Annotated in this window: 28 protein-coding genes; 5 read left to right on the forward strand and 23 right to left on the reverse strand. The window is 34.5% G+C overall.

The window, feature by feature from the left end; all coding sequences use genetic code 11:
• Nucleotides 1–379: 379 nt before the first annotated feature.
• The 4 genes from NST14_RS16835 to NST14_RS16850 all read right to left on the reverse strand — a co-directional run bounded on the left by NST14_RS16835 (nt 380) and on the right by NST14_RS16850 (nt 4,067).
• Nucleotides 380–1,219, reverse strand: coding sequence for an aldo/keto reductase (locus NST14_RS16835; RefSeq protein ID WP_392387593.1), 840 nt, complete (start codon nt 1,217–1,219; stop codon nt 380–382).
• Between the two features lie 16 nt (nt 1,220–1,235).
• On the reverse strand, nt 1,236–2,450 hold the full coding sequence (locus NST14_RS16840; RefSeq protein WP_001089895.1) for an MFS transporter: 1,215 nt from the start codon (nt 2,448–2,450) through the stop codon (nt 1,236–1,238).
• 581 nt (nt 2,451–3,031) lie between these two features.
• The gene (locus tag NST14_RS16845) at nt 3,032–3,505 is read right to left on the reverse strand and encodes a tautomerase family protein (protein ID WP_001128292.1); all 474 of its coding nucleotides are present in this window, start codon (nt 3,503–3,505) and stop codon (nt 3,032–3,034) included.
• Nucleotides 3,506–3,551: 46 nt separating this feature from the next.
• Nucleotides 3,552–4,067 carry a heme-degrading domain-containing protein gene (locus tag NST14_RS16850; RefSeq protein ID WP_003267145.1) on the reverse strand — a complete coding sequence of 172 codons (516 nt, stop codon included), beginning with the start codon at nt 4,065–4,067 and terminating at the stop codon, nt 3,552–3,554.
• 511 nt (nt 4,068–4,578) lie between these two features.
• On the opposite strand from NST14_RS16850, the gene NST14_RS16855 reads away from it, so the two are divergent.
• The gene (locus tag NST14_RS16855; RefSeq protein WP_229142840.1) at nt 4,579–5,061 is read left to right on the forward strand and encodes a VOC family protein; all 483 of its coding nucleotides are present in this window, start codon (nt 4,579–4,581) and stop codon (nt 5,059–5,061) included.
• Between the two features lie 159 nt (nt 5,062–5,220).
• Here NST14_RS16855 and NST14_RS16860 read toward each other — a convergent pair whose 3' ends face one another.
• The 6 genes from NST14_RS16860 to spxA all read right to left on the reverse strand — a co-directional run bounded on the left by NST14_RS16860 (nt 5,221) and on the right by spxA (nt 9,541).
• Nucleotides 5,221–6,540 carry an aromatic amino acid transport family protein gene (locus NST14_RS16860; RefSeq protein ID WP_001014180.1) on the reverse strand — a complete coding sequence of 440 codons (1,320 nt, stop codon included), beginning with the start codon at nt 6,538–6,540 and terminating at the stop codon, nt 5,221–5,223.
• Nucleotides 6,541–7,690: 1,150 nt separating this feature from the next.
• Nucleotides 7,691–8,026 (reverse strand): IDEAL domain-containing protein, encoded by a 336-nt coding sequence (locus NST14_RS16865; RefSeq protein WP_103141389.1) that lies wholly within the window; start codon nt 8,024–8,026, stop codon nt 7,691–7,693.
• Nucleotides 8,027–8,142: 116 nt separating this feature from the next.
• The gene (saiR, locus tag NST14_RS16870) at nt 8,143–8,556 is read right to left on the reverse strand and encodes an Rrf2-family transcriptional regulator SaiR (RefSeq protein WP_000093217.1); all 414 of its coding nucleotides are present in this window, start codon (nt 8,554–8,556) and stop codon (nt 8,143–8,145) included.
• A gap of 163 nt (nt 8,557–8,719) precedes the next feature.
• Nucleotides 8,720–8,854 (reverse strand): BA3454 family stress response protein, encoded by a 135-nt coding sequence (locus NST14_RS16875; RefSeq protein WP_000573531.1) that lies wholly within the window; start codon nt 8,852–8,854, stop codon nt 8,720–8,722.
• Nucleotides 8,855–8,963: 109 nt separating this feature from the next.
• Entirely contained in the window at nt 8,964–9,098 is a 135-nt protein-coding gene (locus NST14_RS16880; protein ID WP_000573537.1) for a BA3454 family stress response protein, read from the reverse strand.
• 47 nt (nt 9,099–9,145) lie between these two features.
• Nucleotides 9,146–9,541, reverse strand: a complete 396-nt coding sequence (gene spxA, locus NST14_RS16885) for a transcriptional regulator SpxA (RefSeq protein ID WP_000261183.1) — start codon at nt 9,539–9,541, stop codon at nt 9,146–9,148.
• Between the two features lie 601 nt (nt 9,542–10,142).
• Between spxA and NST14_RS16890 the strand changes: the two genes are divergently transcribed.
• A complete protein-coding gene (locus NST14_RS16890; RefSeq protein WP_071743325.1) occupies nt 10,143–10,487 on the forward strand; it encodes a winged helix-turn-helix transcriptional regulator in 345 nt (114 codons plus the stop codon).
• Nucleotides 10,488–10,551: 64 nt separating this feature from the next.
• Here the strand turns inward: NST14_RS16890 and NST14_RS16895 are convergent, their stop codons facing one another.
• The 5 genes from NST14_RS16895 to NST14_RS16915 form a co-directional block, all read right to left on the reverse strand.
• The gene (locus NST14_RS16895) at nt 10,552–11,289 is read right to left on the reverse strand and encodes a GntR family transcriptional regulator (protein WP_000146298.1); all 738 of its coding nucleotides are present in this window, start codon (nt 11,287–11,289) and stop codon (nt 10,552–10,554) included.
• Between the two features lie 32 nt (nt 11,290–11,321).
• Nucleotides 11,322–12,383, reverse strand: a complete 1,062-nt coding sequence (locus tag NST14_RS16900; protein ID WP_000176610.1) for an oxidoreductase — start codon at nt 12,381–12,383, stop codon at nt 11,322–11,324.
• 217 nt (nt 12,384–12,600) lie between these two features.
• Nucleotides 12,601–13,773: a cyclopropane-fatty-acyl-phospholipid synthase gene (locus NST14_RS16905; protein ID WP_000229046.1), complete on the reverse strand. Its 1,173-nt coding sequence runs from the start codon at nt 13,771–13,773 to the stop codon at nt 12,601–12,603.
• 320 nt (nt 13,774–14,093) lie between these two features.
• On the reverse strand, nt 14,094–14,420 hold the full coding sequence (locus NST14_RS16910; protein ID WP_000816333.1) for a winged helix-turn-helix transcriptional regulator: 327 nt from the start codon (nt 14,418–14,420) through the stop codon (nt 14,094–14,096).
• A gap of 189 nt (nt 14,421–14,609) precedes the next feature.
• Nucleotides 14,610–14,951, reverse strand: a complete 342-nt coding sequence (locus NST14_RS16915) for a winged helix-turn-helix transcriptional regulator (protein ID WP_000860838.1) — start codon at nt 14,949–14,951, stop codon at nt 14,610–14,612.
• Nucleotides 14,952–15,363: 412 nt separating this feature from the next.
• Here NST14_RS16915 and NST14_RS16920 point away from each other — a divergent pair, with 412 nt between their 5' ends.
• Complete coding sequence (locus tag NST14_RS16920; protein ID WP_000040518.1) at nt 15,364–16,374, forward strand: aldo/keto reductase; 1,011 nt, start codon at nt 15,364–15,366, stop codon at nt 16,372–16,374.
• 78 nt (nt 16,375–16,452) lie between these two features.
• Nucleotides 16,453–16,869 carry an SRPBCC family protein gene (locus tag NST14_RS16925; protein WP_000079489.1) on the forward strand — a complete coding sequence of 139 codons (417 nt, stop codon included), beginning with the start codon at nt 16,453–16,455 and terminating at the stop codon, nt 16,867–16,869.
• Nucleotides 16,870–16,913: 44 nt separating this feature from the next.
• On the opposite strand, the gene NST14_RS16930 is transcribed toward NST14_RS16925, so the two are convergent.
• The 4 genes from NST14_RS16930 to NST14_RS16945 are packed head-to-tail and all read right to left on the reverse strand — an operon-like array spanning nt 16,914 to nt 19,774.
• Nucleotides 16,914–17,480, reverse strand: coding sequence for an SGNH/GDSL hydrolase family protein (locus NST14_RS16930; protein ID WP_000855195.1), 567 nt, complete (start codon nt 17,478–17,480; stop codon nt 16,914–16,916).
• Nucleotides 17,481–17,496: 16 nt separating this feature from the next.
• Complete coding sequence (locus NST14_RS16935; RefSeq protein ID WP_001997879.1) at nt 17,497–18,324, reverse strand: MBL fold metallo-hydrolase; 828 nt, start codon at nt 18,322–18,324, stop codon at nt 17,497–17,499.
• A 25-nt stretch (nt 18,325–18,349) separates the two neighbouring features.
• Nucleotides 18,350–18,907, reverse strand: a complete 558-nt coding sequence (locus NST14_RS16940; RefSeq protein WP_001102937.1) for a DUF7010 family protein — start codon at nt 18,905–18,907, stop codon at nt 18,350–18,352.
• Nucleotides 18,908–18,934: 27 nt separating this feature from the next.
• Nucleotides 18,935–19,774 (reverse strand): aminoglycoside phosphotransferase family protein, encoded by an 840-nt coding sequence (locus tag NST14_RS16945; protein ID WP_229142841.1) that lies wholly within the window; start codon nt 19,772–19,774, stop codon nt 18,935–18,937.
• Between the two features lie 175 nt (nt 19,775–19,949).
• On the opposite strand from NST14_RS16945, the gene NST14_RS16950 reads away from it, so the two are divergent.
• Entirely contained in the window at nt 19,950–20,159 is a 210-nt protein-coding gene (locus NST14_RS16950; RefSeq protein ID WP_000801653.1) for a hypothetical protein, read from the forward strand.
• A 179-nt stretch (nt 20,160–20,338) separates the two neighbouring features.
• Here NST14_RS16950 and NST14_RS16955 read toward each other — a convergent pair whose 3' ends face one another.
• From NST14_RS16955 to NST14_RS16970, 4 genes are read right to left on the reverse strand one after another with little or no spacing between them, the layout of a single operon-like run.
• Nucleotides 20,339–21,238, reverse strand: a complete 900-nt coding sequence (locus NST14_RS16955) for a PhzF family phenazine biosynthesis protein (RefSeq protein WP_229142842.1) — start codon at nt 21,236–21,238, stop codon at nt 20,339–20,341.
• 11 nt (nt 21,239–21,249) lie between these two features.
• Nucleotides 21,250–22,026: a GNAT family N-acetyltransferase gene (locus tag NST14_RS16960; protein WP_157829371.1), complete on the reverse strand. Its 777-nt coding sequence runs from the start codon at nt 22,024–22,026 to the stop codon at nt 21,250–21,252.
• Complete coding sequence (locus NST14_RS16965) at nt 22,023–22,727, reverse strand: SDR family NAD(P)-dependent oxidoreductase (protein WP_229142843.1); 705 nt, start codon at nt 22,725–22,727, stop codon at nt 22,023–22,025. Before NST14_RS16965 ends, NST14_RS16960 begins: the two co-directional genes overlap by 4 nt.
• Entirely contained in the window at nt 22,724–23,287 is a 564-nt protein-coding gene (locus tag NST14_RS16970; RefSeq protein WP_000775369.1) for a GNAT family N-acetyltransferase, read from the reverse strand. The genes NST14_RS16965 and NST14_RS16970 overlap by 4 nt, the downstream gene beginning before the upstream one ends.
• Nucleotides 23,288–23,365 lie beyond the last annotated feature (78 nt).

Raw genomic sequence — 23,365 nt, forward strand, 5'->3', positions numbered from 1 at the left:
TTTTCGCCATTACAATTTAAGAGGCGAATTTTATATGCTATAGCATATAAAAGTTAAAATTTATAATCAATATGTGATTAAAAACTTACATTATATATTTTGTTAATTTCACATCAGTGCGATGAACAAGATACCCTGTTCACTCATATAAGTCCATATGCCACCTCCAAATAACTTACAATATACATGCTATAGCATACATATTATAGAATGCATGATTACATGTCAAACTTTAATACTGTCTTAGAGTAAGTTCTCTACATAGCCAAAAGCAATTCAACAGCCATAATATAAACGCTAATCAAATAAACAGAAACATTTTATTGAATAGAAAATAAAAAGAGTGCAACTTTGCACTCTTTTTACTCATTCTTTAATCTTAGAAATCAAAGTTATCAGGATCTGGACCAACGCGGTGATTTTGGTTTAACGCATCGATTTTTTCCATATCTTCTTTCGTTAATTCAAAGTTAAATACATCAGCATTTGCAATGATACGGTGTTCTTTCGTTGATTTTGGAATTGTAATTACTCCATTTTGAAGATCCCAACGTAAAATCACTTGCGCTGTTGTTTTGCCGTGTTTCTCAGCAATCTCTTGTAATGTTTCGTTATCTAATAATTGACCTTGCATTAATGGTGACCATGCTTCCATTTGAATACCTTGTTCTTTACAGAAAGCTTGTAGTTCTTTTTGTGTTAAACGAGGGTGGTATTCTACTTGGTTGATCATTGGTTTAATTTCTGCATCTTTCATTACATCTTGCAGGTGATGAATTTGGAAGTTACTTACGCCAATTGCACGTACACGCTTTTCTTTATAAAGCGTTTCTAACGCTCTCCACGTATCTTTATATTTCCCTTCTACAGGCCAGTGAACAAGATATAAATCTAAATAATCTAGTTTTAATTTTTTTAAGCTCTCTTCATATGCAGCAATTGTTTCTTCATATCCTTGATCTGCGTTCCATACTTTTGAAGTGATAAATAATTCTTCTCTTGAAATTCCAGTCGCTTCAATACCAGCGCGAATTCCTTCACCTACAGCTGCTTCATTTCCATAAATCGCAGCTGTATCGATGCTACGGTATCCTGCCTTAATTGCTGATTTAATTGCTTCTACAAGTTCTGGTCCTTCTTCTACTTTAAATACGCCTAAACCGAACCAAGGCATTTCTACACCGTTATGCAATGTTGTTGTACTTTGTAAGTTTTTCATTATATTTTCTCTCCTTTTATTTTACTTGATCTCGTTTTTCTAATGACATACTCCATGCTGTTAAAATAACAGCACCTACTACCATAATGCCGCCTACCCAAGCCGTATGAATTAACCCTAACGAATTCGTTACAATACCACCTAAATAAGCACCAAGAGCAATCCCGGCGTTAAACGCCGCAATATTAATTGCCGATGCAACATCGACAGCACTCGGTACAAATCGTTCAGCTAACATTACGACATATACTTGTAACCCTGGAACATTCATAAATGCGAATAGTCCCATGAAAATAATTGTAATTAACCCAGCTACTTTAAATGGCGCTGTAAATGTTAAAACAAATAATATAATCGCTTGAATAAAGAACATGTAAAATAGCGCTCGAATCGGATTATGATTCGATAATTTCCCGCCAATCACATTCCCTATTGCAATGGCGATTCCATACACTAATAAAATGATCGTAACTGTATTAGCTTTAAATCCTGTTACTTCTTGTAATAACGGAGATAAATACGTAAATGTTACGAATGTTCCCCCATATCCTAATGCAGTAATGATGAAAACTAGTAACAGTCTTCCGTTTGTAATCAATTTAAACTGATCGCGGAATGATACAGACGCACCTTTTTTCATATTAGATGGAATGAGAATACTATTTGCGATTAAGGCAATAATTCCAATTACTACAATTGCTAAAAATGATGTTCTCCAGCCAAATTGTTGACCAATAAATGTTCCAATTGGTGCCCCTGTAATAGTTGCAACTGTTACACCAGTAAACATAATGGCAATCGCGCTAGCACGTTTATTTTCTGGTACAAGTGCCGCAGCAATCGTTGAACCAATTGACATAAACACACCATGCGAAAGTGCAGAAACAATTCGCGCAATAAGTAATACAGTGAAACTTGTTGCGACAGCTGCAATTCCGTTACCAATAATGAAAATAATCATAATCCACATTAATAACGTTTTTCGTGACATATTAGCTGTTAACGACGTTAATACTGGAGCACCAAATGCTACGCCTAACGCATATAAAGAAACTGTTAAACCAGCTGTTGTCACCGACACATGTAAATCTTCCGAAATAGATGGTAATAAACCGACACTAACAAATTCAGTTGTCCCAATCCCGAACGCACTAATTGCTAGCGCTAATAACGCAAATATACTTCTTCGATTCGTCTGAACTTCTGAAGACGATGCTGTATATGAATTCAATTGATTTCCCCTCTTCCCTATAATTCCTATCATAATAGTGCGATAAAAAGGCCCTTTTATCTTTCAAAACATATATTTAATCTCTACAAACGCTATTATGAATGGTCTCATTCTCTTTTTAAAGAACGCACTTTAAAGTACGATAGATACTTTTTAGTACCGTAAAGCTTGTCTCTCTCCTACATGTACTATTATGAAATATATTTAACATAATGAATAGTACGCACTTTAAAGTGCTGTAGGTACTAAAAAGTAACATAGTTAATTACTAGTACCATAAAGCTTGTTTCCCTCTCACATGTGCTATTATGAATGATATTTAACATAATAAAAAGTACGTACTTTAAAGTACTATAGGTACAAAAAAGTAACATTTATATAACCTAGCTTATTTTGCTCCAAAATTAACATCTACATTCAACGAAGAAAGGTTTCATATGGAGAAATACTCTCTTCCTAGAGAGGCGACTTTAGAGGCTATTACTTGAAAATGTAAAGGATCATGTTCATTATCACAAACAAATAATAAAAAAGGCAAAAACGAACAGAAATATGTTCATTTTTGCCTTTTTATTAATTCATTAAAATGTACGACTTTTGGAAAGGAAATCTTTATCGGCTCCCGTTACACCACTTTGCCCCCAGTTTCCTGGAATCATTTCACGAATAAGAATTAGCACTTTATCCAAAGGTGCATGCGTATATTTAGAGGTTAATTGTGTAAGCTCATTTACCCACTTATCCTTCGTCTCTTGATCAAATGTATTCCATATATCAATCTTAATAATAGCCATTCCATCAACGTTACCAGACGATGTATCGTAGGACTCTTTTGTCTCCCAATTGGACACCCTACTTTTCTCAGCAAAGGTAGCATCACTTGCTACAGCTCCAGCTTTCCCCCAATTTTCTTTCTCAAGTTCCGTTATCAACACTTGAATTTTGTCAGGGACAATTTTTAATCGTTTTATTGTAAGTTCCGTTACATTATAAATGAATTCTTTCTTTTCTTCTATTGACATGGTTGGCCAAGTATTTAGTTCAATTAATGGCATAGTATTGCCCCCTAAAGTTAATTAATTATTTATTCACTAGCTACAACTATTGGTTTAAATGATTTTTAACTGCCCTTACTACCAATTCGTGATCTTCTTCTGGTGGTAATCCTGATACTGTTATCATTCCAATAACCCCTACGTTTTTTATTCTGATAGGAAAACATCCACCAAATGCAGCATATTCCGAAGTATCTAAAAGATATTTTTCATTATATGAGATTCCAGTTATTTCACTTTGTATCTGCATATAATACGAGCTACGATCATGCAGGGAAACGACTCGCTTTTTACGCTCAATCCATTTCGTATTTTCCGCATTTGTCCCTGTCATCTTGAAATGAAATAATTGCACACCGTTTTTCGTTATATCAACAGCAATCAATTTTCCTTCTCGCTTTGCTGTTTCCACGATAAATAAACCTAGTTGCAACGCATCTTCATTTGTAAAAGAGGTAAATTGAAGTGTTTCCTCCTCTTTTAAAATTTGTTTACTTATTTCATTTAAATTTGAAGAACTCATATCTTTAACCTCCATAATTGTTTTATGCCACTGCGGCATTTTTTGAAATTATTAGGCCACATAGTACAACCTTTCAATCAATTTGATTCTAAATAAAATGCTGTAACATCGGTGGTAACTAGTACCGAAAAGCTTGTTTTCTTCTTACTGGTGCTATTATGAATGATATTCAAAATTATAAAAAGTACGCACTTTAAAGTGCTATAGGTACTTTAAAGTACTATTTTACTTATCCCTATCTTACAGAGACTATTATGAAATATATTTAACATCTTAAAAATGTATGTACTAAAGAATAATATTTTTCATATCAAACTTTTTTGCTCAATGGCTGTAATGCAAGCCCATCAAATTTTTGTATAAAAACAAACGAAAAAGAAAAGAATCTAGCCGATACTAGATTCTTTTCTTATCTACAAAATACTCTTATATTTCTTTTGAGTTGTTAAAAACGAATTAGAATAGAACTTCAACTAAAGGCCCATTTTAATTACAGTAAAAGATTGGTGAAACGATACATTACACCATCTAAAAATAGGAGGTAACAAAAATGAGTGAAAAAACAGCAGGCTTTTCACAAGTAAATCACGTCGGAATTACAGTAAGCAATTTAGAAAAATCTATCGTTTTTTATGAAGCATTAACAGGTAAGAAAGTATCAAACATCGATGAAATTGGCGGGAAACGAATGGCGCAAACACAAGGACTTGAAGATACTCGTATTAAATATGCCAATCTACACTTAGACAATTTGAACATCGACATTCTAGAATACGTTGTCCCTAAATCAGATAAAGTATCTTACTCAAATGATCAAATTAGTGCGATGCATCTTTGTTTTGAAGTAGAAGATATTGATGCCGCTGTAGAACGTCTAAAAGCAATTGGGGTAGAACCAGATGGAGAGCCAATTATCTTCCAAGAAGAAGACGGCTTGAAATCTGGATTTGGTACAGGCGTTGCCTACTTCCGTGATCCAGATGGTACTAATTTAGAGCTCATTGCTCCAAAAGGCCCATTTAGACGTGAATAGTAAAAATAAATTAATACCGAAACAGCCACCTTATCTCTGAAAAGGTGGCTGTTTGTTGATAGATTAAATAAAAAGGACAAACTCTCCAACGTGAGAAGTTTGTCCCAAAATAGATATTTCATATTCCACTACTTTGACACTAAAATCAAAAATCGTGAATTAGAATAATGACTTAATACTTGCTAAAACAGTAAGTACACCTACAATAATAACAAATACGTTACTCATTTTCCCTTTGTACTTAGCTAATACCGGTACTTTTTGAATCGCATACATCGGTAATAGACATAAGATAGCAGCAACTAATGGACCGCTTAGAGAATCAATAAGTCCAAGAATACTTGGATTTGTATAAGCAACAAACCAGCATGATAATACAACAAAAGTAAGGATTATTGTCTTAATTGTTTTTTCTTCAATATCTTTTCCACGTGATTTACCAAACTTAATAATCATGTCACGCATTACTTCAAATGCTCCGATATAATGGCCAAGGAATGACTTTGTAATAGCCACAAAAGCAATAATTGGAGCTGCAATCGTGATTACAGGCGAATTAAGCTCATTCGCAAGATATGAAAGAATTGATAAGTTTTGTTCTTTTGCCATTTTTATATCCTCTGGAGTCAAGCTCAATGCGCTACTCCAAACGAAGAACATAACAACAGCGAATGTCATGATATAACAAACCTTTTGTATTTGCGCACATTTCGCATCAGTGGCTTCGATTCCATACGTAGCTCTCTGTTTCACAACAAATGATGAAATCATAGGTGAATGATTAAATGAGAATACGATGATTGGTAGAATCATCAATATCGTCCCAAAATAGCCTGTTCCTGTTGAAGCAGTTGAAACAGCTGAAAAACTAAGCATTGACGTATTCCACTGTGGAATTAAAGATATTGCGATAAACAGTAGAGAAACGATGAAAGGATACACTAACATACTCATTACCTTTACAGTAATATCTTGACCAAAATTTAGTATAGCGATAAGACCAAGAACTAATACAAGTGATAAAATTGCTCTTGGAGGTTCTGGCATGTGCAATTGATGCACGATAAAACTACTTGCAGTGTTTGTAAGCGCAACCGAATACATTAGTACGATTGTATAAATTGAACCGAAATATACGATGTTAAAAATGATACTCGCTTTATTTCCAAAATACTCTCTAATTGTACCTGTGATCCCCTCATCAGCAGAATTAGAAGCGTATATCATTTTAGCAAGCGCCCTATGTGAGTAGTACATAACTGGATATGCAAGCAATGTAATTAGCAGTAAAGATAATAAACCACCTGAACCTGCATTAATCGGTAAAAAGAGCACCCCTGCTCCAATTGCAGTTCCAAATAGACTGAGTGCCCATGTAGTATCCTGCTTATGCCACTTTTTCGGATCTGCATATTGCTCATTGTTTAGTGCGGTATTTTCAGCTTGAACTTCTATTTTCTTTGCAGTATTCCCGTTCATATAATAACTCCCCCTTGTATCTATTCCTGCATCTCTCTTTGCATCTAACAAATATTCCCTTTCCGGAAAATGAATTCCTTACAAGTTGCCCCACATTGTATGTCCTTCATCATAATGAATCCAAATTGAAACATTCGCTAATTAGCGTCCTAATATAATTGTTAGCGTTCACAAAAAAGTTTACTCGTAATATCCGCTCTTTATATAAAGACCCCTTAAGAGAACAATATAGAATAGACTTCATAAATACGTTGCAACATTTCTAATAACAGTGTATTACTTCATGGTTTCTCTTTTTTACTTTTAACAGTAATTTTAGCTAAACCGGCCTCTCTTCATTTGCGAGGCATTTCTTTCTCAATTCTATACATTAACTTTCATAACTTCGGTAGCACTGATGATATTGCTTACACAAGCCACTGAAGTACTTTACATACATTTCGCCTCTAATCACACACCTTTCTTACTAATAATCGCATTTTTTATATTTTCTCCAGAGATAATAAAATTTCTCTCGACGCCCTCATTATAACGTGTATATTTATAAAATTAATATTTTTATATTTTCTGAAATATTTAACGGATATAATTTTATATGGATAATAAGTTACAGTTAGCACGAAACCCTTATTCCTATCGCTTAAAACCGAATGAAGCAGCATAAAATACAGTCATATATTACTTATTCAAGTTATCCATTATAAAGATACTTATATTCTTCTTTTTTGTTTTAAATTTATTTTAAACAAAAAAGATATTCTAATAAATAATTAATGTGGTTAAAAAGAAATATCTTTTTAAATGTATAAACTAATTTTCAGGATATATATTATCAACATTGCATTCATATACATTTTTAGGAAGCTACCTTTTTACTTGATGGCAATAAGAGGACCGCTAACATTTTACAAAAACCTACGCTAAACGCAAAAATACAATAAGCTGCCCATATCGGGCAGCTTATTTACATAACAATTGTTATCAGAGGTGTGCAAACAACTCAATGCAATGTAATCTTAATTCGAGTTTTTTCAACTCTTCTTCAGGAATATTTCTATATTTATAATGAATCGTTTTTACATCATTTCCTTAGAGATGATATTATTGCTTATTGCACGTTTCAACCTATTAAAAGCCAATCATTTAATCTTTAAAACCCCTCGTTAACTAGCTCTTTTATCGAGTTTAATTTTGAAGAGAGCTCGATAAACCATTCTTCGTCTCCTGTTAATAATGCAAGGTCTATCAGATAAAGGATTTGCTCCTTATTGATTACCTTTGATTCAGGAAGTTTGTTAACATGTTTACTAAAGAGTAAAATCGCTTCGTTTTTTGTGTACTTGTCATCGCGTTTCACAATACTAACTGTAACTACATCTTCCACTTCATCAAGCGATACAACATAACCAACTATAAATTCGCCCTCATTTGATATTCCACGAACCCAATCTCCTACTTTTACAACTTGATTATTATTTGACATCATACTTTTTCACCTTCTTATAAATATTTTTTGTGACGATAAAAACGAAATTAAACTGTAATATTTTCCATTACATTTCAATGGTAAGAACTTACGGCTCTATATAACAAGTAAGCCACTTAACGTTCTTGATTGATAAGATCAACAACTTCTTTCATTGTATAGTTCTTTAAATATTCACCTAGATGTTCTTCCGCACCTAAGAAAATAGTGAACAGCACTTTTCGCATGTTTGAACCTACAATACACTGATCATTTGATTCTGGGCACTTAGGCTGCAATGCACCTTCAGAGGTTATTTGATAAATATGCCAAAGATTAACTTCATCTAAATCTCGGGCGAAAATAAAACCGCCACCAGTCCCCTCTTTCGATTGTATAAACTTATGTTTTTTTAATAAACTTAGTACTTTGCGAATACGTACTGGGTGAACACCTGCACTTTCTGAAATCGCATTACTTGTTGACATCCGGTCTGGCTGTAAAGCTAAATAAGTTAAACTGTGTATGGCCAAAGTAAAGTCGCTGCTCATTGTTTTCCTCCTACGATCAAAAATATTGTTTCTCCTATATTAACATACTGTAGCCATAAATATTACAGATAGGTTAGTCAAACGTTAAAATATATAAGAACCACTCTTAGCATAAAGAAATAGATTCCATAACTCCCTTTAGCTTTTTAAGTTAAACATACATTTAAAGACTCCATTGTTTCTTCACTTGCTCTTCTGCCAATTGTTTAATTTTTGTCCATATCGTATCTTTGCTTACAATAACATTTGTTTGATAATTTCTATCATTATAATTGACTGTAACACATACTTCTATCATTTCCTGCTTCCTCCTTTCAAACAAATTTCTTATCTATATTTAAGTCCTGAAAAGTCTTGGGTTTATTTAAAGCCTCTAACTTGTAACTTCACTTTTTAAATAATCCAATTTAAAAGCCCCACTGCTTTTTGACTTGTTCTTCTGCCAATTGTTTAATTTTTGTCCATATCGTACCTTTACTTACAATAACATTTGTTTGATAATTTCTATCGTTATAATTGACTGTAACACATACTTCTATCATTTCCTGCTTTCTCCTTTCAAAAAACTTTTCCTAAAAAATATTACTTATTAATTAGCCAACTTTTGCAGTTCAATATTTAAAAATGTTCGAACGCTACGTGGTAAAAATTTACGAATTTCTTCGTCATTAAAACCAATCTGTAATCTTTTCTCGTCCAGCATAATTGGGCGACGCAACATTAGCGGATGCTCTATTATTAATTGATAAAATTCATTCAGCGAAAGCTCATCTATATTTATATTTAAGTCTTGAAAAGTTTTGGATCTAGTTGAAATTATTTCAGTGGCACCCTCTTCAGTTAAACGAAGAATGGATTTAAGTTCATCCACTGTCATAGAATTGGATACGATATTTTTTTCAGTATAATCAATTTGATTCTCCTCCAGCCATGCTTTCGCTTTTCGGCATGAACCACAGCTTGCTGTTGTATATAAAACCACCATATTTCACTCACTCCTTTAATGTTCTTTATAAAATGTACACTTTAAATATCGTTTGTTGAAATGTATTAAAAAAAATTACAGTTTAGAATCAAATTCACGTAATGTTAGTTATTCGGCAATGTTTCGTTTATTTTTTACTACTCAGTTCTTTGCATGCTTCTTTTATAAAATAGTTGAAACTACATTTTACAGATGATGACAACTCACTTCTTAAATCTATACTGTAATTTTAAACCTTACAGTTCTATTAATCAAATGTTAAGTCTTGGATTAATTAATCATTTTTTGTGAATGTCCCCATAGTGTTATGCCGACCCATTCCAAATGCACTTCAAAGTACATTTTATTCATTTCTTACTTACATGTGTTAGTATGAACGATATTCCGCATAATAAAAAGTACGTACTTTAAAGTGTTATAGGTACTAAAAAGTAACATATAAACTTTCTAGTACAGTTCTACATCGGTTATTATGAACGATATTTCGCACAATAACTAGTGCGCACTTTAAAGTGTTATAGGCACTAAAAAGAAATAATTTTATTATTAAAGCGTATGTAAGTCCAAAACTGTAATCTACATTCATCAAAGGAGTTTTTTTATGAAGACATACAATATTCCTGTAGAAGCGACTTTAGAAGTTATTGGCGGAAAGTGGAAGGTTGTTATTCTTTGCCATTTAAAAAAAGGAACAAAAAGAACGAGTGAATTAAAACGTTTAATGCCTGGTATTACACAAAAAATGTTAACACAACAATTACGGGAACTAGAAGAAGATGGTGTAATCCAAAGGAAGGTATATGACCAAGTGCCACCGAAAGTAGAGTACTCTTTAACGGATTACGGTTCGTCTTTAGGAGCCATACTTGATTCCCTCTGCACTTGGGGAGAAGTTCATCTTGAAAAAAACGGGAATACTTCCATGCTTATAACAGCAGATGAATAATAGCTGTTCCTACTATATTGAAAACAGAAAATAGGTTGAGGCAATACGTGCCCCAACCTATTTTTTATACCTCTTTATAACTTTTTGCAGTAATAACTGTTTCAAATTCAAAGGTTTCTGGCAGGTGATCAGCATAAGAGTATTCAAAAGTGCGTCCATCCGTTAAGTAGGCCACTTGTTCAACTCTCATTAAGAAATCTTGATTTGTTAAGTTCATAAACTGCTTTTCTTTATCATCCGGGCGAATTCCTTTAACCCTAACAACGGATGTTCCCACTTGAAGACCTAGTTTATTTTGAATGTGGGAGTAGATTGATTCCTCTAAAACAGAAACCTCAATACCTGGAATGACCGAGATCGGCATCCATGTATGCTCCATAATCGTTGGAATACTGTGAATGATGCGGAGGCGAATGATTTTATATACAAAATCCCCTACTGAAATACCCAATTTTTCAGCAATGACTTCATCGGCACCGACAATCGTAAACTCAATAATTTTACTTTCTACCTCACTGCCATAAACAGCTTTTGTACCTGTTAAAGTTTGAATCATTCGCGCCTTTTCTTGCTGACGCCAATCTTGAACGACCGTTCCACTTCCGCGCCGGCGAATGATGTAGCCGTCTCTAACTAACAGATCCAGCGCCTTTTTTATAGTAAGGACAGAAACATCAAATTCTTCAGCAAGGACGGGGCTACTTGGAATTTTTTCTTTAATCTTATATTCGCCGTCTAAAATTTGCTGTTTCATTTTTTGATAAATGCCGAGGTATTTTACTTGTGTGGATCCGCTTGCCATTTCCATACCTCCTTTATGCTGTATTCCCTCTTCTATTCATTTAAGTTTAAAGCCTCAAGTTTGTAAACGGAAGGTGATGGCGCAGCAAATCCGTTTTCTAAGATTTCAATATTCGTTACCGCTTCTTCGTCTTTCACAAGCTTTGGTGCACCATTTACAATTGTTTCATACGCTGCATCATAAAAACGACCGTAATCACCAAGTGGCGTTTTAATTTGTTTTTCAATCCAATCACCGTTTGCGTTGCGATATTTCGCAATTCCATAGTACATCGGTGAATCTTCACCAAATCCTGCACTCTCAGGCATAATACCCGCTTTCAAATCATTTTCCTGCTGATCTTCACCATATTTAATAAACGATCCATTTGTTCCATGAACGATAAAGCGCGGATAATCTTTCGCTACAACATGGTTCGTTTTCAGTTTAATTTTCAACTTATTTCCGTAATGTAGACCAACATCGAAATAATTATCAACCGCACCTTCCACTTCATTATTACGAATATCGTATGTCACCGTATCTGGACGGCCAAACAGTGAAATCATACGGTCCATCGTATGAATACCTAAACTGTAAAATGAACCTTCTTCTTTCGGACCTTCGTGAGTGATTGAACCAGGACGGAAATAATCAATATGTGATTCAACCTCAACAATATCACCAAGGAATCCTTGTTCCACAACTTGCTTCACCGCTAAGAAATCACCATCAAAACGGCGGTTTTGATAAGGCATAACTACTACACCTTTTTCTCGTCCTAAAGCTAATAATTCTTTCGCATGTTCCACTGTATCGCAAAATGGTTTTTCAACGATAACTGATTTTCCAGCAAGTATAACTTTTTTCGCTAATTCGTAATGCGTATGTGCTGGCGTACAGATTGTCACTACTTGGATTTCTTTATCATTCAACAATTCGTTCAAATCAGTAGTGAAACTAACACCTTTTTCCTTATATGGAGCCGCTAATTCTTCATTAATTTGGCGAGCAAAAATCGTTTTTACTTTTATATTTTTACGTATATTCACATACGGTAAGTGATAGCGGTTAGCTGATTTTCCAAATCCAATAAAGCCCATTGTTAATGTCATATTCTTCAACTTCCTTGCTCATAAATTTTTGATTCTATTTTTATTATATATTTTTATTATTAAAAGTATATAGTTTTGTTTTTAAAATTATATACAAAAAAGTCGAGATCGGAATCATTTTCTGATTCCGATCTCGACTTTAAGTTATAGACTTATGTCCTACCATCATTTTATTTACACTCGATGAGTAGTTACAGAGCTGCTTCATTACATGCTCTTATTCATACATATAAGAACGTGTCATCGGAATTGTATCGTTAATACCTTTTGTAAATACAAATTGATGTAAATCAATATTACCTGTAAAGAACGAAGCTGCACATGCATTTAAATATAAGCGCCACATACGAATGAATCGCTCATCTTTCGTTTTGCGAACTTCCTCCAGTACGTTTTCAAAATTTCGAGCCCAATGCTGTAATGTTTTCCCGTAATGTCTACGTAAGCTTTCCACATCAACAATGTAAAATTGTTCGTTTGTCATGTTCGTGATTAATTCGTTAACAGCAGGAACATATCCGCCAGGGAATATATATTTTTCAATCCAACCATTCGTAGCACCACCATTGGCCGGGGAAGTAATACAATGAAGTAGAGAAATCCCACCATCATTTAGTAGTGCATTCACTGTCTCAAAGTATTGTGTAATGTTGTCTTTTCCTACATGTTCAATCATACCTACACTAACAATTTTATCAAATTTACGATTCTTAATATCGCGGTAATCAAGTAAAGATACTTCAACTAAATCCGTAAGTCCCTCTTGTTTAATTCGCTCGGAAGTCTTAGCATATTGTTCCTCACTTAACGTTACCCCCATCGCTTTCACACCGTACTGCTTAGCGGCAGCTGTAATGAGCTCACCCCACCCGCAACCAATATCTAATAGCGTATCACCTTTTTGAAGGTTCAACTTTTTCAAAATATGATTCACTTTATTATGCTGAGCTGTCGTTAAAGAATCTTGCTCATTTTGGAAATACGCACAAGAATACGTCATTGTTTCATCTAGCCATAATTTATAGAAATCGTTCCCAATATCATAATGATGAGCAATATCATCTTTATTTTTTTGTTTTGAGAAATTCCATTTACTTTTGAAATATTGCAACTTACTATCACCTAAAAAGCTATCCTGCCTTTTATAAATTGATTGAATTGCTTTTTCAAGATTCCCTTCTATTTCAAGATCTCCATTCATATATGCTTCACCGAATGCGATAGAAGGATCCTTAGCAATCTCTTTTTTTGAAAGCGGCTTATGGAATGTTACATGAAATTGAGGTTCCCCTTCTCCATATTGTATTGTTTCTCCATTCCAAAGTGTAATTTGAACTGGATCTGAAAAAAGATTTTTAAGTATTTTTTTATAAAAAAGTTCTTCAACCATATAAACATCTCCTACTAAAGAAATTGAACAAAAAACTATACTAGTTAATAAGTCTTTTTGAACATAGCTTAAAACCGTTATGACTTCTTGCTACGAGTGTCATTATAAAACGGTTATATTATGAAGCATAGTACGTACTTTAAAGTGATGAAGGCACTTTTAAGTACCTATGAAAACTTTAATCCATTATTCATCACGGCTAAAACAACTGCTATTCTGGTATAGATCCCTACTTTTCACCGTAGTAACTTTCTAAAGTTTTATACTGAAAAAACACCACCTCATCAATAGGTGGCGTTTCAATATTACATATATAGATTTCACTTAACTTTACTATTTTTTCTATCTATGCATCGTTCTCCCCATACGGTCAATTGATTTAATACATTTTGCAAAGACCACCCATAATCAGTTAAGGAGTATTCTACTCGGGGTGGAATTTCTTTATAGATTTCACGTGTAATCACACCATCATCTTCTAGCTCACGTAATTGTTGCGTCAACATTCTAACAGAAATTTCAGGAATTAGACGCTGCAACTCGCTCGTTCGCTTCGTTCCTTTCGTTAAGTGACATAAAATGACGACTTTCCACTTTCCCCCGATAATTTCTAAAGTTGCTTCTATCGGTATATTGTATTGTTTCACGCGATCTCCCTCCTTTTTTCTAAATTTCTTCTCTATTGTTACGTAAAAACAAATAATTTTCTATACGGCACATTTTAGTTCCTACAGCACAAAAAAGTACCTATATTACCAAAAAGTAATTATGCCGTTTAAAAATATTCCTATATACAAAAAGAAAAACGAACGTATTCTCGTTCGTTTTTTTCTTGTTTATTCTGCTGTAATGAGCATAGACGTGTTGCCATTCTTTTCAAGATGATGTTCTCCCCAGTTACAAAGAGAATCGAGTATAGCATCTAAAGAATGACCGTATTCCGTTAACGAATACTCTACTTTTGGCGGCACTTGGTTATACACTTTTCTCTCGATTACACCATCTTCTTCTAATTCACGTAATTGTTGCGTTAACATCTTTTGTGTAATACCAGACATTAATTGTTTTAATTCGCACGTTCTCTTTTTATCTTTCTTTAAATGACAAAGGATCACTACTTTCCACTTCCCACCGATAACCTGTAAAGTCGCCTCTACAGGAATATTGTATGTTTTCATATAAAAATCTCCTTTAATAATGTGATAAGGCAAGTAAGCTAAAGATTTAAATATTACTTTTAAGTATCTATAGCACCTTAAAGTACGTACTTTTTATCCTATTAAACATGTTTCATAATAGCATACGTAAACAGCAGATGAGTAGTACGGCACTAAAAAGTACCTGTATTACTTTTTAGTATCTATATCACTTTAAAGTACGTACTTTTCATTATGTAAAATACATTTCATAATAGCATTTGTAAGAGTTGAGTGAGTCATGCAGTATTAGAAATTACATTCTTGTCCCGGTACTTTAAAGTGAGTATTTTTATCATACATTTTGTCCGACGATGAAATGACATATTTTCATTTTCACATCCATTCACAATGATGAATTAATTTTCAAATACATTTTAGGAGGATATTAATAATGAGTAAATTACTAAAAGAAAAAATTGGTTTTGGTACAGCACCACTAGGAAATATGTACCGTAATATTCCAGAAGAAGAAGCAATCGCTACAGTGGATGCTGCTTGGGATAATGGCGTTCGTTACTTTGATACAGCTCCACTTTATGGATCTGGCTTAGCAGAAATTCGTCTTGGCGAAGCACTATCAAAAAGAAATCGTGATGATTACTTTTTAAGCACAAAAGTCGGTCGAACGATTTCAGATGAACTAGAAGATCCATCTGCACGTGATTTAGGTGAAAAAGGCGGACTTTTCGAATTTGGCCGCAAAAATAAAATGATCAATGACTATAGTGCAGATGCAACACTTCGTTCTATTGAGCAAAGTTTAAAACGTTTAAAAACAGATCGTCTAGACTTTGTTTTCATTCATGATTTAGCTCAAGACTTTTATGGTGATGAGTGGATTTCACAATTTGAAACAGCTCGAACAGGAGCATTCCGTGCACTAACACGTTTACGTGAAGAAGGCGTTATTAAAGGCTGGGGACTTGGAGTAAACAAAGTAGAATCAATTGAACTAATGCTTGATTTAGAAGAAGCGCAGCCAAATATATCCTTACTAGCTGGTCGTTATTCATTACTAGACCACGAGCGTGCATTGCAACGAGTAATGCCTGCAGCTGTTAAGCATAATATGGATATTGTTGTTGGTGGCCCATATAGCTCAGGTATTCTTGCTGGGGGTGCTCACTTCGAATATCAAAAAGCATCACCAGAAATCATTGCAAAAGTTGAGAAAATCAAAGCTCTTGCAGATCGTCACGAAATCAGTATCAAAGCTGCTGCATTACAATTTTCACTAGCGAATCCAGCAGTTGCTGCCGTTGTTCCTGGTGCAAGTAAACCGGAACGAATTGTAGAAGACCAAAACGCCTTAAATACAGTAATTCCAGCAGCATTCTGGGAAGAAATGCGCGAACAAAAACTAGTAGCACCTAATGCACCACTACCAATCAACGTAAAATAAATTGAAACCTTAATCAGTGGGGCAATCCCCACTGATTATTTACCCGCAAATACCGGGATGAAAAGGAGCGTAATGAACATGGCACAGACTACTACATCTATGGAAATTTTCGGTTCACCTGAACAAGTATGGCAATTAATCGGAGGTTTCAACTCCCTTCCAGACTGGTTACCTTATATACCTAACAGTAAATTAACGGAAGGCGGTCGTGTACGTCACCTAGCTAATCCAGATGGTGACACGATTATAGAACGATTAGAAGTATTCAATGAGAAAGAACGATACTACACGTATTCAATCATGAATGCACCATTCCCAGTCACTAATTATTTATCTACAATCCAGGTGAAAGAAGGTACTGAAAGTAACACATCGGTAGTAGAGTGGTCTGGTACGTTCACTCCTGTTGAAGTTAGTGATGAAGAGGCAATAAACCTTTTTCATAGTATTTACAGTGATGGACTGAAAGCATTGCAACAAGCATTTCTAGATTGAGCTATTAAAAACAATGAAAAGCAAAGCGATATCGCTTTGCTTTTTTATAAAATCCCTTTTAACTTTTCACCAATTAACTTCGCTACATACTCATAGCCTTCTGGTCCAAAGTGTAGCCCATCTCTTTCATCATTTTCTACAAACCTTTTATAATTCCGTTCTTGAATCATTTCAGCATACAAATTTAGAAAATAGCTTCCTGTTTCTTTCGCCACTTCCTCTACCACGTCTGCATACTGACCGAGTACTTCATTTGTTCTATTATGCTGTCTTTCTTCATCAACTGGGGCAGGACTAATAAGCAGTACTTTACCTGAAGAAATATGGTTCACAATCTTCTCTAAATTTTCTTTGTATGCTTGTAATGACCCTTGCGAAAAAGAGACTGCATCATTTGTACCAAGAAAAACTGTTACGAAATCTGGTTTATGTGATAATACATCTTCTTTAATCCTTTTTAACGCATCAAACGTATTATCACCTGGAACACCTGCATTCACTACGTTCCAATTCGGAAACATCTCTCGCAAACGTGGTGTTAACCTCGGTGTTCCATTGAAAAACATTTCATCAGCTGTAATACTATCCCCAAAGCATACTAACGTTTTCATAAAACTAACTCTCCTTTTACGTATGAAACAACTTTCCTTCTACCGCCTTAATATATCTTTCAGCAGAACGTTCCACTGCCTCAATTGCATTCTCTTTTACTACTCGATGAAAAGCGTTGTATAAACGATTAAACTGTAACGGCTTCACTCGATTCACCATTTCTTCCACTTTTCTCGCTGGTAATGGAATTAAGTTTGGATAGCTGTACATAAAGCTTACCCATCGTTCATCCGCTACAACTTGAATAATATCACCTGTTAACAAAATTCCTTTCCCATCATTACCTTCTTCCCAATGTAAGACAGATCCACCTTTAAAATGACCACCTAAACGATGAATAACCAATCCATCCGCTAATTGTAAAGACTCACCAGACCAATAAATAATACGACTACTCGGGCGCATCACCCACTCTTTATCATCTTCGTGTATATAAATCGGTACATCAAATGTCTCTGCCCATTCTACTTGTGTTGAATAATAATGAGGATGAGACAAGGCAATTGCATCTAGTCCACCAAGCTCTTTTATTTTCGCAATTGTCGTTTCATCTAAATAAGTAATACAGTCCCATAGTAAACGATATGATTCTGTTTTCACTACATATGCCGTTTGACCAATCGCAAATCCTGGTTTTGTTGTAATACTAAAAAGCCCATTTTCCTCTTCGATTATTTCATTTTTATATGTATCACTTGTTTGTAAGCTTTCTAGCGTCGTCCAAGACTGCCCTTTCGGATTCACATATTGTCTCTCTTCATCACAAATATGACAACTCACTGGTTCTTCTACACCCGCTGCATACTGCACGCCACACGTTGTACAAACGAAATTTTTCATCATAATTTCCCCTATCCCTCTATTTTTATTAAGCTGATTTTTGTTGATAATGATCTGCTTTTTTATTTTCAATTAATAAACTGATAAAAGTAAGTAAATAAACACCTGTAACGGATAATGGAATGACAGTAAATCCTTTTTCTGCAAAAAGAATCCCGCAAACTGACGTTACGAATACAGTCCCTACGGATAATAAACCATAACTTTTGCTTTCATAAATCCATACGTACGGGATAAAATGAACACCTATTAACATCGCTACTACAAAAGGTAACCATTCTGGAAATTGAAAATAGGCAAGTAATACAAGCGGAATATTCAATACATTTATCCCACCAATTAATCCTGCCAAAACCCCTAACGGGTTTCCTTTCGCAAACATATCAATTTTCAATATAGCAGCTATCATTAATCCAAAAGGAAACACACATCCCATACCGATTAAATATACCCACACCACTTGTTTTTCAGAAAGAACAAAGCCCATTATACTCATAACTATCCAAAATAAAACACCAGCTAATATAATCGGTAATCCTCGCTTCGTTTTGATTGCTAAATCCTTTTTCGCTTCTGAAACATTCATTTCACGATCCCCCCAAAAATATTTGTACTATAAAGTCACCTCAACCTCGTCCATCCAATAACGCCAAGCTACTAAATAATCTTCTAAATCTTTCGGGTGATGTCTTAAACACGTATCTATACGCAAATATAATCCTATAACTATTTCTTCATATAAATCACGTTCTTTTTTATGAAATACACATTGTTTCATCGCATAATCAATCGTTTCTTTCGTTACATCTTCCGGGGTTGAACAGAACGCATAAATTAAATCGTATATAGGATCTCCTAACACTGGTAGGGGATCAATTACACCATGCAACTCATTTCCTTGAAATATAAAATTATGAAATCCAAGATCACCATGTAATAAAAATGGCTGATTTATTCCAGCATCCCTATTCGCTAACTTAAGAACTTTTCTATACTCTTCCTCACTTATGTACGGTCTTACATTTTTATGAGCTTCCACCACATTTGTCGTTAAAAATTCATTCCAAGATTGAACCGGACTTTCTTTCCAACCCCAGCCATCTATACGTGAAACTATTTCATACTTATTAATAACTTCTTTTACAAGGGTACTAAGCGTAATTCTTTTTTGTCCTCGTCCGCACGAAGTACTACCTTCAAGGAAAGAATACACAATATATGTATGTAAAGGTTCCTTATACAAAAGATTTGCAAACAAAGTATTCCTTTCATAAAAAGAAAGAAAAATAGCTTCTTCACGTATTACTTCCGCTTCATTAAGTTTTACAACGTATTTTTCGTCCAACAAATACACAGTACTTGTCGTTCCTCCGTTTAACACTTTTACGCTAGTTGGATAATGTGAAATCACGTTCTCCTTAACTAGTTGTGCAGCGATTGTTGAAATGTCCATTCCCTCACCCTTTAATCCCGAAGATTTCTTCAATTCAAAAGACAACTTTACTATTATTTGACAAACAAATAGTAAATACCTTCCAAAATCATAATATAACAAAAATTCATTCACTTTTACATTTCAAAAATAAGGAAATACTAACAACAACGTTACATACATATAGGAGGACAATATGAAACCTGAATTTTTAAAAGCTGTACATGATGCCATCGGAAATGTCGAACACATTCATATAGAGGAAAGCGGTGCTGACAGCTTACTCATCCATCATGATGATGCACAGCAGTTACAACAAGTCGCTAAAACGTTAGAAAATAACAATTTCCGCTCTGCTTTAAGAACAACTGGAGATGCTTCGTATATTGAAGTATTGAACAGATAGTGAAAGTCCGGATGTATGCTGGGCTTTCTTTTTTATCCCGCATTAACGGGCAGTAAGACCCTCACCTCAAAATTCAACGGAAGCAAAGAAGTTAGGTTGGGGATCAACTGCCCGTAAAAGCCCGATTGGTTCAACTAATAATCAGTGGGGATGCCCCACCCACTGATTAAAGTTTCACTTTATATTAAAACTTCAAACTCTTTCACATATACCGCTGTTCCAGCAATATCTATTTGTAACTTCTCACTTTCTACATCTTTCGTTATATATACCGTTACACGACCATCTTTATGTATTTCTTGCCCTTGTTCAACGATTAACTCCATTTCATGGTCAAAATCTTTCTTCACATACGTCGCATAATATGCTCCCATTACACCTGAAGCTGTTCCTGTCACGGGATCTTCAATCGTTCCAGCATAAGCTGATGAGAAATGACGCCCATGCATATGTACCTTCTCGTCATAAGTTTCTAGACAAATTGGGTGAATAGAAGCGTTAGGTATTTCTTTTAATACCGATGGAAACACCTCATTGTTAGGTTTCATTCTCTCACATACATCTAGATTTTTAACCGGTACAATTACGGTCCAGTTCCCCGTACTTCCATATACAATCGGTAAACTTACATCTAAATCATTTACTTCTAAACCGATACTATGAGCTAATTCTTCTTTTGAACCTGTAAATTCTTTAAACTGAGGTGCTGCCTGCCTCATTTTAATAAAGGTTTCTCCATTTTCATTTACACCTATTTGTATCGGTAAAATCCCGGCCTTCGTTTCAATCGTAAGGCTTGCTTTCTCTTCTAATAAACCTCTTTCACGCAAAGCAAATATTGTCCCAACTGTCCCATGACCACATAAATCCATTTCAAAACCAGGTGTAAAGTAGCGCATTCTTATATCTCCTACTTCTGAGGAAAGAACAAAAGTTGTTTCGTTAAATCCAACTTTTTCAGCAATACGCTGCATTTCCTCTTCTGTTAATCCATCTGCATCTAATACAATACCTGCTGGATTACCCATATTCGATTTATTCGTAAATGCGTCATAATGAAATACGTTTATAGTCTTCATTTTCTTTTCTCCTAACCTTCTTTAAAAATTTTATAATAAAGCTCTATCTCCGTTTTCAACGAACAATTATTTCTCCAAAATATTCTCTGCATCTTTTCATTTGAAGTATGTGTGCTTCCGATGTAATAAGTAGCCCCTATTTCCTTTAACATATGTAAAGATTGAAGATGCAGCCGGGAAGCAATTCCTTTCCCCCGATAATAAGGCATTACCCCAAAATAAAATAATCGTCCTTCACTTTCTGTTCCAGTTTCTATATGCGGTATGGACATACCAATCGGCTCATTTTTATCATAAAAAACAATACATGACTTTTCCCAACCCTTACCTAACTCTGTTTGTACGGAATAAAAATGTTCATCGATAGTTAAAATTGAAGTTTGATTCCCTGAACCCGACATACATTGTTCCCAAATATATTTAAATTCTTTTTCCGATAACGTTCCTTCTGCTATTGATCGATATGTATATTGTCTTTCAAGTTCTTCTATATTGTTCAATTCTCTACATACTTCTATCTTTGCTGCGTGCAAAGAAAAACCGGCATCAAGTAACACTCTCACACTTGAGTTATAACTACTAAACCTTTTGTTTAATACAATACTCGCTCTTTTTAACTCCCAATTAAAACAAACCTCTTCAAATCTACTTATCTTTTCTTTATATGTTTGTACGTTATACAAAACGTCTTCTTCGATTTCTTCAATCGTTACTGCATTTGGTAAGCCATTTAATACTTTTTTAGAAGGGCCAAACAAATTCTGAATGATTGCAAGATCGTATATCACCACTTTAATTCACCTACACCTGGCTCAATAAACTTCCCTGAAACATCCTCATTTGAATCTATTATCCAATCATATATATTTTTTGCTCCTTCAGCCGGGGTCATATTCGCATCAAAAGCACCAATTTCAGTCTTTAATTTTCCAGGGTGAATAGCAGTTACACGAATTCCTTTATCCTCAAACTCTTGTTGTAAACAGAGTGTTAGCATATTTTGTGCAGCTTTAGCAATTCGATATGAATATGAGAAATGGCCTTGCGAAAACTCTTTGTTGGCCATTTTATGCAATGAACCTAACCGAGAGGACACATTTATGATTCTCGGATGATCCGATTTAGCTAAAGCCACATATGTACCTTTTACAGCTCGAATTACACCTAAGCAATGAATATTAAATAAGTCCGTTAACTCTTCTGAATTCGTATGTAAAACCTCAGTCTCCTTTCCAGTAATTCCTGCGTTATTTATAACTAGATCAATATACTCTGTATATTCCTCAAGCTGGTTTTTCATTTGCTCCGTACTCTCATCAATCGATAAGTCTGCCAATATAGGAAAACATCTGCAACTAAACATTTTCTTCAATTGTGTTAACGCAACCTCAGTTCTAACTAACGGATAAACGATATGTCCATTTTCATGAAACACTTTTACTAACTGTAACCCTAATCCGCGATTTCCACCTGTAATTAGAACTCTCATATATTCATCTCCTTATTTTTAAAATAAATAAGAAAATCCATCCACTTACCATTCTCTAATGAAAACGCCTCTCTCTTGCATTCAAAAGAAAAACCGGCTCTTTCCGCAAGACGAACGGATGGTTCATTACCAACATGTATATGTAATTCGATTCTATGAAAATGAAGACGATTAAAAAATAACGATACTGCAGCTTTCACACTTTCCATGCCATATCCGTTTTTCCAGTATTGATTATGTATGGAATATCCCATCATCGCCCATTGATAGTCCATACGTAAAATTTTAATCAGCTCTAGCTTACCAATATTAGCTCCGTCTTCTTTACGAAAAATACCTAATACGTACATCTCATCTCGATGTGCTGCTTCATCAAAGCCTCTAATCCATTCCGTGAACCATTCTTTCGTTGATGATGCCATAACTTGATAACCATCGTCATATTTATACTGCGATGGTAACCTCTTATGAAATCCATCTAACCAACTTTCATAATCATCATTTTGGAACGGACGGATCATCAATCTCTCTGTCTCTACCTGTAATAGCGGTAGCTTCATTTACATCTCTTCCCTTAATTAATATTTGAATATTCTTTATTATCTTACACAAAATACAAAATCTAGTAAATTATTATG

It is taken from the genome of Bacillus sp. FSL W8-0519 (genome assembly GCF_038005585.1).
Taxonomy (GTDB): Bacteria; Bacillota; Bacilli; order Bacillales; family Bacillaceae_G; genus Bacillus_A; species Bacillus_A paranthracis.